Origin of the sequence: Stenotrophomonas sp. Marseille-Q5258 (genome assembly GCF_946900935.1) — a bacterium.
Classification (GTDB): domain Bacteria; phylum Pseudomonadota; class Gammaproteobacteria; order Xanthomonadales; family Xanthomonadaceae; genus Stenotrophomonas; species Stenotrophomonas nematodicola.
The window spans coordinates 25,906-38,699 of record NZ_CAMPPN010000033.1; the positions used below are offsets into that span (position 1 = coordinate 25,906).

General features: G+C 65.8%; 14 protein-coding genes. 8 read left to right on the forward strand and 6 right to left on the reverse strand.

Annotation, left to right across the window (positions count from 1 at the left end; genetic code table 11):
• Window positions 1–72 precede the first annotated feature (72 nt).
• Together OC534_RS17350 and rpoE are read right to left on the reverse strand one after the other, a co-directional pair.
• The gene (locus OC534_RS17350) at window positions 73–942 is read right to left on the reverse strand and encodes a sigma-E factor negative regulatory protein (RefSeq protein WP_262072263.1); all 870 of its coding nucleotides are present in this window, start codon (window positions 940–942) and stop codon (window positions 73–75) included.
• Between the two features lie 8 nt (window positions 943–950).
• Window positions 951–1,571 carry an RNA polymerase sigma factor RpoE gene (gene rpoE / locus OC534_RS17355; RefSeq protein WP_136003119.1) on the reverse strand — a complete coding sequence of 207 codons (621 nt, stop codon included), beginning with the start codon at window positions 1,569–1,571 and terminating at the stop codon, window positions 951–953.
• Between the two features lie 237 nt (window positions 1,572–1,808).
• Here rpoE and OC534_RS17360 point away from each other — a divergent pair, with 237 nt between their 5' ends.
• The 4 genes from OC534_RS17360 (at window position 1,809) to OC534_RS17375 (ending at window position 6,492) form a co-directional block, all read left to right on the forward strand.
• Window positions 1,809–3,872, forward strand: coding sequence for a 3-hydroxyacyl-CoA dehydrogenase NAD-binding domain-containing protein (locus OC534_RS17360; protein WP_262072264.1), 2,064 nt, complete (start codon window positions 1,809–1,811; stop codon window positions 3,870–3,872).
• 220 nt (window positions 3,873–4,092) lie between these two features.
• Window positions 4,093–4,956: a pirin family protein gene (locus tag OC534_RS17365; protein ID WP_262072273.1), complete on the forward strand. Its 864-nt coding sequence runs from the start codon at window positions 4,093–4,095 to the stop codon at window positions 4,954–4,956.
• 101 nt (window positions 4,957–5,057) lie between these two features.
• Window positions 5,058–5,780: an aquaporin Z gene (gene aqpZ, locus OC534_RS17370; RefSeq protein WP_136003117.1), complete on the forward strand. Its 723-nt coding sequence runs from the start codon at window positions 5,058–5,060 to the stop codon at window positions 5,778–5,780.
• A 250-nt stretch (window positions 5,781–6,030) separates the two neighbouring features.
• Window positions 6,031–6,492 (forward strand): hypothetical protein, encoded by a 462-nt coding sequence (locus OC534_RS17375; protein WP_262072265.1) that lies wholly within the window; start codon window positions 6,031–6,033, stop codon window positions 6,490–6,492.
• 59 nt (window positions 6,493–6,551) lie between these two features.
• Here the strand turns inward: OC534_RS17375 and OC534_RS17380 are convergent, their stop codons facing one another.
• Window positions 6,552–7,403 (reverse strand): pirin family protein, encoded by an 852-nt coding sequence (locus tag OC534_RS17380; protein ID WP_262072266.1) that lies wholly within the window; start codon window positions 7,401–7,403, stop codon window positions 6,552–6,554.
• Between the two features lie 262 nt (window positions 7,404–7,665).
• Between OC534_RS17380 and OC534_RS17385 the strand changes: the two genes are divergently transcribed.
• Together OC534_RS17385 and OC534_RS17390 are read left to right on the forward strand one after the other, a co-directional pair.
• Window positions 7,666–9,747 (forward strand): carbon starvation CstA family protein, encoded by a 2,082-nt coding sequence (locus OC534_RS17385; protein WP_166473318.1) that lies wholly within the window; start codon window positions 7,666–7,668, stop codon window positions 9,745–9,747.
• Complete coding sequence (locus tag OC534_RS17390) at window positions 9,747–9,971, forward strand: CstA-like transporter-associated (seleno)protein (RefSeq protein ID WP_136003113.1); 225 nt, start codon at window positions 9,747–9,749, stop codon at window positions 9,969–9,971. The genes OC534_RS17385 and OC534_RS17390 overlap by 1 nt, the downstream gene beginning before the upstream one ends.
• Before the next feature lie 92 nt (window positions 9,972–10,063).
• Here the strand turns inward: OC534_RS17390 and OC534_RS17395 are convergent, their stop codons facing one another.
• Complete coding sequence (locus tag OC534_RS17395) at window positions 10,064–10,669, reverse strand: YjaG family protein (RefSeq protein WP_262072267.1); 606 nt, start codon at window positions 10,667–10,669, stop codon at window positions 10,064–10,066.
• A gap of 137 nt (window positions 10,670–10,806) precedes the next feature.
• Here OC534_RS17395 and OC534_RS17400 point away from each other — a divergent pair, with 137 nt between their 5' ends.
• A complete protein-coding gene (locus tag OC534_RS17400) occupies window positions 10,807–11,016 on the forward strand; it encodes a CstA-like transporter-associated (seleno)protein (protein ID WP_262072268.1) in 210 nt (69 codons plus the stop codon).
• A 229-nt stretch (window positions 11,017–11,245) separates the two neighbouring features.
• Here the strand turns inward: OC534_RS17400 and OC534_RS17405 are convergent, their stop codons facing one another.
• Both OC534_RS17405 and OC534_RS17410 read right to left on the reverse strand, forming a co-directional pair.
• Complete coding sequence (locus OC534_RS17405) at window positions 11,246–11,851, reverse strand: hypothetical protein (RefSeq protein WP_262072269.1); 606 nt, start codon at window positions 11,849–11,851, stop codon at window positions 11,246–11,248.
• Window positions 11,851–12,465: a polymorphic toxin type 10 domain-containing protein gene (locus tag OC534_RS17410; protein ID WP_262072270.1), complete on the reverse strand. Its 615-nt coding sequence runs from the start codon at window positions 12,463–12,465 to the stop codon at window positions 11,851–11,853. Before OC534_RS17410 ends, OC534_RS17405 begins: the two co-directional genes overlap by 1 nt.
• 64 nt (window positions 12,466–12,529) lie before the next feature.
• Between OC534_RS17410 and OC534_RS17415 the strand changes: the two genes are divergently transcribed.
• A partial coding sequence (locus tag OC534_RS17415) for a DUF1153 domain-containing protein (RefSeq protein WP_262072271.1) occupies window positions 12,530–12,794 on the forward strand: 265 nt, incomplete at its 3' end.

Genomic DNA, 12,794 nt, shown 5'->3' on the forward strand with positions numbered 1-12,794 from the left:
CGGGTCAGGAAGAAAGGGAGAGGGACGCTGCGGCCGTACGGCCGCAGCGCGAACATCGGGATGCCACGCGGCTCAGTCGCGATGGCTGCGGCTGGCCGGCACGGCCGGTTCGGCCTCCTGCAGGCGCGGCTCGAAGGGATAGAACGCGGCGCGTGGCTCCTGCGTGGAGAAGCTGGCATTGAGTGCACCGCCACCGGCCGGGGCCAGCGTGGAGCGTGGCCAGGGCTTGGCCTGCAGACTGCCGACGTCACCGAAGGGATAGGCGCGCGCGGCCGCAGCCGGCACTACCGGCAGGGGGCTGGCGGCGACAGCGCGCTGCGGCTCGGCACTGCGCTCAAGCGCACCGCGCGCGGCCTGCTGGGTACGGGTGGCGCTGTTGCGGCGCGCGGCCGCCACGTCCTGTCGGCGGCTGGCCGCCGCGACCGCAGCGGCGGGCGCGGCGGCCACGGCCAGGGCGGCATCGGCCGGGGCGACCGGGGCGGCGGGCGGCGCCGGCGGCAGCTCGGCCTGGCTGGCGATCATCGTGGTCGGCGCGGGCAGCGGGGTCTCGCCGGGCAGCTGCTCGCGGGTCATGAACATGGCCACCGCCGCCACCGACGCGGCCAGGGCAGCGCCGCCGCCCCACCGACGCCAGCCGCTGCGACGCACCGTGGCCGGCGCGGCAGCCGGCTGCGGCTGCGGTCGCGGCTCGGCAGCCACCGCCACGCGGATGCGCTCGGCGAACGCCTGCGGCGCCGGCGCGCAGGCCTGCCCACGCAGCACATCGCCCAGCATCTGCCAGCGTTCGTGACAGCCGGACAGCGCCTCGTCGTGTTCCAGCCGGCGCAGCATGAAGCGCGCCTCATCGGCCGACAGTTCGCCGTCGATCAGCGCCGACAGCTGCTGCCGGTTGTGGGCATCGAGTTTGTCCGGCGGGGTGCCGGCGTTTCCAGGGGTAGGCATCTTGGGGGTCATACGCGGCTCTTCTCGCGGGTGGCGCTGCCGATATCCAGCAGCGGCCGAAGTTCAGTGTCGATGGCTTCGCGGGCACGGAAAATCCGCGACCGCACGGTGCCGATCGGGCACCCCATCTTCTGCGCGATTTCCTCGTAACTCATGCCATCCACCTCGCGCAGGGTGATGGCCGAACGCAGTTCCTCCGGCAATGCCGCCACCGCCTTCATCACCGTCTGTTCCAGCTCCTGGCGCATCAGTTCGCGCTCGGGCGTGTCGGTGTCGCGCAGGCGGGTGCCGCTGTCGTACTGCTCGGCGTCCCCGATGTCGATGTCATCGGTGGGCGGGCGGCGGTTGTGGGCGGCGAGATGGTTTTTGGCAGTGTTCACGGCGATCCGGTGCAACCAGGTATAGAACTGGGCGTCGCCACGGAAACTGCCGATCGCGCGATACGCGCGGACGAAAGTGTCCTGGGCCACGTCCTGACATTCACTCCAGTCGGCGATGTAGCGCCCGATCAGGGCGACGATCCGGTGCTGGTACTTGCGCACCAGGACATCGAACGCCGCACTTTCGCCGCGCTGCACGCGCCGGACCAGTTCCAGGTCCAGCTCCTGTGGTGTTTCAACCTCGGCCATTGGGGGCCGCACTCCTGTCAGCCCAACCGACGTCGGGCAATGAGACTGCCAATCCCGGGAAAAGTTCAGCGACCGATCAACGACGCCGCACCAGCTTTTAACCACCGTTCCGTTAAGGTTTCCGATCCAGGCAGTGAACCGGCGGTCGTTCTCCCCCCAGCTATAGGGATTTGACGGGGAGGAAACAACCTCTGGATCATAGCCCCCTTCTCCATACACAACCGGATGGAACGTCCCATGCTCTCAGGCTTCGATGGGCTCCGCTTCTCACATTGGCACCCGCAGATCCGTGACGATGGTGTCGTGGTGCTCAGCCTCGACCGCCAGGACAGCAGCGTCAACGCCATGTCGCAGGACGTGCTGCTGGAACTGGGCGACCTGATCGAGCGCATCGCCATCGACCCGCCCAAGGCGGTGGTGATCCAGTCGATCAAGGCGGCCGGCTTCATCGCCGGTGCGGACCTGAAGGAGTTCCAGGAGTTCGACCGGCGCGGTACCGTCAATGACGCGATCCGCCGCGGCCAGAGCACATACCAGAAGCTGGCCGAGCTGCCCTGCCCGACCGTGGCGGCGATCCACGGCCACTGCCTGGGCGGCGGCACCGAGCTGGCGCTGGCCTGCCGCTACCGGGTGGCCTCCAACGACCCCTCCACCCGGATCGGCCTGCCGGAAACCCAGTTGGGCATCTTCCCGGGCTGGGGCGGCAGTGCACGCCTGCCGCAGCTGGTGGGCGCGCCGGCGGCGATGGACATGATGCTGACCGGCCGCAACCTGTCGGCGTCGGCTGCGCGCAACATCGGTCTGGTCGACAAGGTGGTGGCACCGGCCGTGCTGCTCGATACCGCCGTGGCGCTGGCGCTGACCGGCACGACCCGCCCGTTCAAGCAGCGCGCGACCGCCTGGGCGACCAACACCTGGCTGGCACGCAGGCTGCTGGCCCCGCAGATGGCCAAGCAGGTCGCGCGCAAGGCCCGCAAGGAGCACTACCCGGCGCCCTACGCGCTGATCAACACCTGGGCGCGCGCCGGCGGCAGCCCGATCCAGACCCGCCTGGATGCCGAGCGCCGTGCTGTGGTCAAACTGGCCAGCACCCCGACCGCGCGCAACCTGATCCGCATCTACTTCCTGACCGAGCGGCTGAAGGCGCTGGGCGGCAAGGACCACGGCATCACCCACGTACACGTGGTGGGCGCCGGCGTGATGGGCGGCGACATCGCCGCGTGGTCGGCCTACAAGGGCTTCAGCGTGACCCTGCAGGACCGCGAACAGCGTTTCATCGACCCGGCGATGGAACGCGCGCAGGCGCTGTTCGCCAGGAAGGTGAAGGACGAGAGCAAGCGCCCGGCCGTGGCCGCGCGGCTCAAGGCCGACCTGGCCGGCGACGGCGTGGCCGTGGCCGACCTGGTGATCGAAGCGATCATCGAAGATGCCGACGCCAAGCGCAGCCTGTACCAGACGCTCGAGCCGACGATGAAGGCCGACGCACTGCTGACCACCAACACATCCTCCATTCCGTTGGTGGAACTGCGCGACCACATCCAGCGCCCGGCCCAGTTCGCCGGCCTGCACTACTTCAACCCGGTGGCGCAGATGCCGCTGGTGGAGATCATCCACCACGACGGCATGGCCCCGGAAACCGAGCGCCGGCTGGCGTCGTTCTGCAAGGCGCTGGGCAAGTTCCCGGTGCCGGTGGCCGGCACGCCCGGCTTCCTGGTCAACCGCGTGCTGTTCCCGTACATGCTCGAAGCCGCCACCGCCTACGCCGAAGGCGTTCCCGGGCCGGTGCTGGACAAGGCGGCGGTGAAGTTCGGCATGCCGATGGGCCCGATCGAACTGCTCGACACCGTCGGCCTGGACGTGGCCGCCGGCGTGGGCAAGGAACTGGCACCGTTCCTGGGCCTGCAGATTCCCGCCGCCCTGCAGACCGTTGAACAGGGCAAGCGCGGCAAGAAGGATGGCCAGGGCCTGTACAAGTGGGAGAACGGCCGCGCGCAGAAGCCGGACGTGCCGGCGGGCTACGCAGTGCCTGCCGACCTTGAGGACCGCCTGATCCTGCCGCTGCTCAATGAAGCCGTGGCCTGCCTGCACGAAGGCGTGGTCGCCGACGCCGACCTGCTCGATGCGGGCGTGATCTTCGGCACCGGGTTCGCCCCGTTCCGCGGCGGCCCGATCCAGTACATCCGCGCCACCGGCGCCGATGTGCTGGTGGAACGCCTGAAGGCGCTGCAGCAGCGTTACGGCGACCGTTTCGCACCGCGCCCGGGCTGGGACGATGCGGTGCTGCGCGAGCCGGTGATCTGACGCACGCCGCACGATCAGGGGCCGCCGGATAGACCCCGGCGCTACGGATGCAGCAACGCCACCGCAAGGTGGCGTTGCTGTCTGCGCGTCAGACGGTCACGGGCCGCCGCACCACGGCCTTTGACCCGCCCAACGCAACACCCTGTTGCCCGCACGGGTCATGCGCCTGCCCCACCCGCATGCCATCCTTGCGTCTGTCCCCGCCAGCGAGATCGCCCGCATGACCACCATCATCGCCCCCCGCGTGCACGACATCGGCGGCCTGCAGGTGCGCCGCGCGGTGCCTACCCTGCAGGCACGCAGCGTCGGGCCGTTCGTATTCGTCGACCAGATGGGCCCGGCCGTGCTCGGTGCCGGTACCGGCATCGATGTGCGCCCGCATCCGCATATCGGCCTGGCCACCGTCACCTTTCTGTGGTCCGGCGCCATCGGCCACCGCGACACGCTCGGCTCGGACCAGGTGATCCGTCCCGGCGACGTCAACTGGATGACCGCCGGCCGCGGCATCGCCCACTCCGAGCGCACCCCGCCGGTGGAGCGCGAACACGACCATCCGCTGCACGGCATGCAGACCTGGATCGCGCTGCCCAGGAGCGCCGAAGAAACCGACCCGGCCTTCCATCACCATGCCGCCGCCACCCTGCCCCAGCAGCGCCGCAACGGTGCCTGGCTGCGCGTGATCGCCGGGCGTGCGTACGGCGAGGAGTCGCCGGTGAAGGTGTTCAGCGACACCCTCAACGTGGCCATCGACCTGGACCCGGACGGCGAGATCGATCTGGATACCGGCCACGTGGAGCGCTCGCTGTACATCCTCGAAGGCGAGGCGCAGCTGGACGGCGTGGACGTGCCGGCCCAGCACCTGATCCTGCCCGAACCGGGCGCACGCGGCCGCCTGCGCGCCAAGGCCCCGGTCAAGGCGATGCTGATGGGCGGCGAACCGCTGGATGGCCCGCGCCACCTGTGGTGGAACTTCGTCTCCAGTTCCAAGGAGCGCCTGGAGCAGGCCAAGCACGACTGGGAAGCCGGCGCCTTCGGCACCATTCCCGGCGACGACAAAGAGTTCATTCCCCTGCCGCAGGCCTGACCCTGCCGTTCGTCGGCACGTTGACGCCACACTCACACCGATGAACATCGATTCAGCTACGGTCTGCCTGCCCATCCCGGGCAGACCGCGTGGAGACATCGATGAGCATGGGCAAGCGACTTGCGGCCGAGTTCCTCGGCACGTTCTGGCTGGTGCTGGGTGGTTGTGGAAGTGCGGTACTGGCGGCCACGTTCGGCGGTGACGGCAATCCCCTCGGCATCGGGTTTCTCGGCGTGGCGCTGGCCTTCGGCCTGACCGTGCTGACCGGGGCCTATGCGTTCGGCCATGTGTCCGGCGCGCACTTCAACCCGGCCGTCAGCATCGGCCTCTGGGCCGGCGGCCGCTTTCCGGCGCGCGACCTGGTGCCTTACATCGTCGCCCAGGTGCTCGGTGGCCTGCTGGCGGGCGTCATTCTGCTGCAGATCGCCTCTGGCGCACCCGGCTTCGCCATCGATGGCAGCCAGGCCGGTGCATTCGCCAGCAACGGGTACGGTGCACTGTCGCCTGGCGGGTACAGCGTGGCGGCCGCCTTCCTGTGCGAGGTGGTGCTGACGGCGGTGTTCCTGATCGTGATCATGGGGTCCACGCATGGCCGGGCACCGGCCGGGTTCGCCCCGATCGCGATCGGCCTGGCGTTGACGCTGATCCACCTGATCAGCATTCCGGTCACCAATACCTCGGTGAACCCCGCGCGATCCACCGCAGTGGCGTTCTTCGCCGGCAGTGGCGCGGTCGGGCAGCTGTGGCTGTTCTGGTTGGCACCGGTACTGGGCGGCCTGATCGGCGGCGTGGCCTGCAAATGGATCGGCGCCGAGCCGCGCTGAGCCGGGCGACGGGCAGGCCGCCACGGGCTGCCCGACAGCGCATGCCGCACTGCGGATTCACATTCATTTGAAACTGATATTTGTAGATCGAATCACATTCCGCTACCGTCCGAATCACCAGTCCGTCACCTGACGGCTGGCGCCTCCGGGACGCGCATGGGGATATGCGCAGCCATCGGCCTGGGTTTCCGCGGCCACCGGATCGCGCCTGCCTGACGCGGACCCGGCCATTCCGACCCTGGGGGAAAGCATGAACGTCCTGCGCGCCGCTGTATGCCTGAGCCTGTTGTCGTCCGCCGCCGTGGCATGGGCGCAATCGCCGTCCGAATGTCCTTCGCTGCCTGCCGGCAGCGGCCTGCAGTGGCAGCAGCAGGCACAGTCCGATTTCATGCTGTGCAAGGCCAGCACCGCCGATGGACGCGAGGTGCTGAGCCTGATTCTTAGCGCGCGCGATCCCGCGCTCACCCTGACCCGCACGCTGCGCCAGGAAAAAGGCGGTTTCGCCGGCGAGTCGATGTACTGGTACCAGCCGGACCTGGGCGGCCAGAAACCGCCGGGCTACGACACCCGCCGCGTGGCGGTGGTGAAGTTCGACAAGAACCGCTATGCGCAGATCGCGCTGTATGCCGACAGCAGCCAGGAACTGGGCACGCTGCAGTCCCTCACCCAGAGCATGAATCTGAATCCGACAGCGGTGGCAGCAGGGCGCTGACGGTGCAGCAGTCGCCGGGCACCGCCCGGCACTACCGCCCTCCGCCCGGCCTCAGCGCCTCAGAAGCGGCCTTCCTGGAAATCCACGAAGGCCTGCATCAGTTCCTGGCGGGTGTTCATCACGAACGGGCCGTGGCGCATCACCGGCTCGCGCAGCGGCCGGCCCGCCACCAAGATCAGCCGCGCGCCGTCGGCACCGGCCTGGAGGTCCAGGCGCTCGCCGCCGCCGAGCACCGCCAGCTCCTGGCGTGCCACCGGCCGCGCATCCTCGCTCTGCCCGACCGTCAGCCCGCCCTCGAAGACGTACGCGAAGGCGCTGTGCCCGTCCGGCAGGTCGTACGACCATCCCGCACCGGCGGCAAGGGTGATGTCCAGGTACACCGGATCGGTCGACGGCTGGACGATCGGCCCGGTCACGTCGCCGACCTGCCCCGCGATCACCTTCACTTGCACGCCGTCGGCCGGCTGCGCCACCGGAATGCGCTCGGGCGCGAACTCCTGGTACTTCGGGTCGGTCATCTTGTCGCGCGCCGGCAGGTTCACCCACAGCTGGAAGCCGCGCATCTGGCCGGATTCCTGTTCGGGCATTTCCGAATGCACCAGGCCACGCCCGGCCGTCATCCATTGCACGCTGCCCGGGGTCAGCAGGCCCTCGTTGCCGTGGTTGTCCTTGTGGCGCATGCGCCCATCGAGCATGTAGGTCACGGTCTCGAAGCCACGGTGCGGGTGACTGGGGAAGCCGGCGATGTAGTCCTCGGCGCGGTCGGTGCCGAATTCATCCAGCAGCAGGAACGGGTCCAGGTCGGGCAGCGACGGCCCGCCGATCACGCGCGTCAGGCGCACGCCGGCGCCGTCGGAGGTGGCCATGCCACGGATGGTGCGCAGCACGCGCACGGGGTTGGGGCTGCTCATGTCGACTCCGACGGGTGGGGACGGGATACAACATGGGCGCCGCGCCCGCTGCCGCCAACCGCCACGCCCGCAACCGATTGTTCCAGTGGTGGCGTGCGCCCACCGTGCAGGCCGCGCGCATGACCGCTGCCGCTGTCCGCATCCCCACGCCGCCCGCGTTGCGACCTACGACCAAAGTACTAGCGGCACGCCCCCGTCTTCGCATTGACCCTGTCGGTGCCAAGGCGGACTCTTACGATGTTCTCCAGGGAGACGCACACTCATGAAAGGTTTTTCCAAGCTGGGCTGGGCCGCGCTCGCGCTGCTCGGCGCATTCTGTCTTGGCACCGTCGCGCTGCGCCGGGGCGAACACATCAATGCCTTGTGGATCGTGGTCGCCGCGGTCTCCATCTATCTCATCGCGTACCGCTTCTACAGCCTGTTCATCGCCGACAAGGTGATGCAGCTCGACCCGACCCGGGCGACACCGGCGGTGATCAACAACGACGGGCTGGATTACGTCCCGACCAACAAACACGTGCTGTTCGGCCACCACTTCGCCGCCATCGCCGGCGCCGGCCCCCTGGTCGGCCCGGTGCTGGCCGCGCAGATGGGCTACCTGCCCGGTCTGTTGTGGCTGGTGGTCGGCGTGGTTCTGGCCGGCGCGGTGCAGGATTTCATGATCCTGTTCCTGTCCAGCCGCCGCAACGGCCGTTCGCTGGGTGACCTGGTGCGTGAGGAAATGGGCCAGGTGCCCGGCACCATCGCCCTGTTCGGCGCGTTCCTGATCATGATCATCATCCTGGCCGTGCTGGCGATGGTGGTGGTCAAGGCGCTGGCGGAAAGCCCCTGGGGCATGTTCACGGTGATCGCCACGATGCCCATCGCGATCCTGATGGGCATCTACATGCGCTACATCCGCCCGGGCAAGATCGGCGAGATTTCCATCGTCGGCCTGATCCTGCTGCTGCTGGCCATCTGGTACGGCGGCAAGATCGCGGCCGATCCGGTATGGGGCCCGGCCTTCACCTTCACCGGCATCCAGATCACCTGGATGCTGATCGGCTACGGCTTCGTCGCCTCGGTGCTGCCGGTGTGGCTGCTGCTGGCCCCGCGCGACTACCTGTCCACCTTCCTCAAGATCGGCACCATCGTGGCGCTGGCGATCGGCATCCTGATCGTCATGCCTGAACTGAAGATGCCGGCGCTGACCCAGTTCGCGGCCAGCGGCGACGGTCCGGTGTGGAAGGGCGGCATGTTCCCGTTCCTGTTCATCACCATCGCCTGCGGCGCGGTCTCCGGCTTCCATGCCCTGATCGCCTCGGGTACCACGCCCAAGCTGCTCGCCAATGAACGCCACATGCGCTACATCGGCTACGGCGGCATGCTGATGGAATCGTTCGTGGCGGTGATGGCACTGGTGGCGGCCTCGATCATCGATCCGGGCATCTACTTCGCGATGAACAGCCCGGCCGCGGTGATCGGTGCCGATGCGGTATCGGCCGCGCACTACATCACCAACACGTGGGGCTTCACGATCACGCCGGAGCAGCTGCAGGCCACTGCGGCGGCCATCGGCGAACCGACCATCCTGCACCGCGCCGGTGGCGCGCCAACGCTGGCCGTGGGCATCGCGCAGATCCTGCATGAAGCCATCCCCAGCGGCAGCAACGCGATGATGGCGTTCTGGTACCACTTCGCGATCCTGTTCGAGGCGCTGTTCATCCTCACCGCAGTGGATGCCGGTACGCGTGCGGGCCGCTTCATGCTGCAGGACCTGCTGGGCAACTTCATCCCCGCACTGAAGAAGACCGAGTCCTGGACGGCCAACATCATCGCCACGGGCGGCTGTGTGGCGTTGTGGGGCTACCTGCTCTACACCGGCGTGGTCGATCCGTTCGGCGGCATCCAGACGCTGTGGCCGCTGTTCGGCATCTCCAACCAGATGCTGGCGGGGATCGCGTTGATGCTGGGCACAGTGGTGCTGTTCAAGATGAAGCGCGACCGCTTCGCCTGGGTCACGGCCGTGCCGGCGGTATGGCTGCTGATCTGCACCACCTACGCCGGGCTGATCAAGATATTCGACAGCAACCCGGCCCAGGGCTTCCTCGCCCAGGCGCACAAGTTCCAGGATGCGATCGCCACCGGCACCATCACCGCGCCGGCCAAGACCGTCGGGCAGATGAATCAGATCGTGGTCAACGCCTACGTCAACACCGGCCTGACCGTGCTGTTCCTGTTCGTGGTGTTCTCCATCCTGGTCTACGCGGTCAAGACGATCGTGCAGGCGCGTCGTTCGCCGGTGCGTACCGACAAGGAAACCCCCTACGTGGCACTGCAGCCGCACCAGATGGCGGACCTGTGATGAGTACCGAACTGGTTCCCGTCGGGCAATACCAGGCGCACCGCCGGCTGTGGCGGCGCCTGGTGCAGACCGCACGGCTGTGCTGCGGCATTCCCGACTACGACAACTACGTGCGGCACGTGCTGGAGAATCATCCGGACCGTGAACCGATGGACTACAAGACCTTCTTCCGCGAGCGGCAGGAAGCCCGCTACGGCGGGAGGAACGGCGGTCGCTGCTGCTGAAGGCATCCGAACGGCTGACTTGTCAGCCACAGCAAGCCGCAGAACTGACAAGGCCCGCAAATGCGGGCCTTGTCATATACGTTCACCTCTCTTCACACGACGAGAGGTGACAAACTTCCTTGCTCGATCTTCGACCATCTGGCGCGCAAATCAATTCCGGCCTTGCCTCGCTCTTCATGCGTATCTTTCAGCGTTGCAAGGCTTTCTCGCTGGGTTCGCAACTCGGATTGCATGAGAGCGTGTTCAATGATCCTGCGCTCCAGGTCCGGAGCATTTGGATCAAGCTCCTCTACCTCTTGAACGAATAGATCAATCGTATCCCTGGCGTAAGTAGCCACTTCGATCAGGCTCTTTGCCGCCGCATCTACAAGTGCCTCAAGTGTCGCCGCTGTTGCTGTAGCCGCATCCAATGCAGCCGATGTGTAGATGGACGAGAACTCCGCAGTATCCGGCGCCTGTTGCTCGCAGGCGGACGCTAGCGCGGCCAAGTCCAACGGCAAATTATTTGATGCGGCCCACTCCCACACAGCATCAAGAGCCTTTCTCATCGGAGCCAGATCGCCATAGCCACTATCGACTTGGAAGCTTCGATAATTTGGCAACATGCGCTCACAGCAATACGCCATGAATGCCACTCTCTTCCAGTCCGGCATCCCTTCCGTCGCCAGCAACAGTCTTGCCTCGTCGAAACTTTCCATTGATCCCTACCTGTCCCTGATCGGTATATCAATTTTTTTTTAGCTTCCTGGCAATTTGTACACGCAGGACGGCTCGGAGAAACACTTGTAGGCGTAAGCCCTTGTGCCTATGCTCCATTCACTGCATTGACTTCGGCATGTGTGCCTCGAACACCCTTAGCCGCCACTTCGCTCTCTTGCGCCTGGTGCAGACCGCGCGGTTGTGCTGCGGCATTCCCGACTACGACAACTACGTGCGGCACGTGCTGGAGAATCACCCGGACCGCGAACCGATGGACTACAAGACCTTCTTCCGCGAGCGGCAGGAGGCCCGCTACGGCGGGAGGAACGGCGGTCGCTGCTGCTGAAGGCATCGAACGGCTGACCCGTCCGCCACAGGCTGATACCTGTGGCGGACGATACACCCGACTTCAGGCGGCCATAGACGCCCGATGCACTGCATCGGGCGTCTGCATCTTCAAGGGACAGTTGCTCTCTTACCCGCAGGGCACATTCCCGGCGCTTCACTCCACTGCACCTCAAGTTGCACTCTGTCGGACACGCAGGCGTGCGGCGCTTGCCTAACGGACTTGGCTGTCATTGACCGTTCAAAATCCTCGAGAACGGAACGGCGAAGCGTTCAAAGTAATCTCGATGATCCAGCAGGAACTCTTCAACGAACAGCCTCGCCTCTTCCTTACGGCCCATCAGATACAGGCAACATGCCACCCGTTCCGGATAAGCACCGAGCATCGGTACACGCGCTTGCAATAAGGGAAGCAGCCGCTCATAGGTGCCGATCGACAACGCATACGACAAGCCGACATCAGAATACAAACGCGCCAACCGAGTGGCTTGCGCGGCAACATCCACTTTCCGCGTAAAACGAAAGGCCTGCTCATGGGGCGCCAGCTCTCCCATGTGAACGGCATAGGTGGATATATTTCGGCTGTATTTACGCCCCTTTAGGGAGGTATAAAGCTTCATGATCGGCGCTACATGGACGCCGACGAAAGGATTGATATCAAGATACTCTCTTTCCAAGCTAGTATTGAGCCCAACCCAACAATGGAAGCCATTCTCCATCGGCCAGTCCACCTCCTGCTTCCGATAGCGCGTAAATCCTTCCACCTCAAGCGCCTCATAGCACTTGAGCAGAACAGCCTCCTTGAAGGCCGCATCGCAATGTTCAATAGCACTCATCAGCATCGCTTCACGTCATAGCACGTCATCTGCGTCGCTTCTCCTGGCTCAAGCCCCGCTTTTCCCGCGTTGGCCCCTCTAGGGGTCACTGGACGCCCTGCATCAATGTCCGCCTTGACCGCTTTTTGACCGGGGCTCAATTGAGCATTGCCGCTTTTTACCTCCACAACACGCCTATCCGTCGTCACGACGTCCGCCACGCTTCGTTGACCGGTAGATGCTTCCAGTGTAACTCGCGCGCCTGCCACCTTCTCGCCAAGTTCCTGGGCTACGGCCTTTTCAGCCCGGGCGCCTTGGGCCACGTTCTCGGCCAACCTAACGGCCTTGATCGTTGCCCCAGCGCCTCCTGGCACGAATGGGACTGCAGCCGCCAGAGAATCGACGACCACGCCAATCGAATCAACGACACCGGCACCAATTTTGCCTTCGCTAAAGTTTGAATAGGCGCTAGTTGCCCCCAAGGTGATGTTCGCAACATCCCACACGGTTTCGACGATCCGACCGTCCGGATCTCTGAATTTATACGGATTTCCGTTCGCATACCGATACCGATTGAACTGCCCGACCGGCTGCTCATACGCCGTCACCGGATCAACGCTCAGGAAGATCCCCAATTGCGGATCTGTAATGACCCACTGATTTCCTGCTCAGGTGTTACTTTCCCCGAAAGAGACACCGATGAGCGAAGTGATGGAAGAAGAGATCAAGCGTTGGACGGCCCGTCGCAAGTCGGCACTGGTCCTTGAGATCATCCAGGGCAAGACCACCGTGGCTGCGGCCAGCCGCCAGTTTGACCTGACGCCGGCCGAGATCGACAGCTGGGTCGAAGATGGCAAGCGCGGCATGGAGAACGCGCTGCGGGCCAAGCCGGAGGACGTGCGCGAGCAGTACGAGCGCCAGCTCAAAGACCTGCAGGAAGCCTACGGCGAGGCCATGCTGGAGA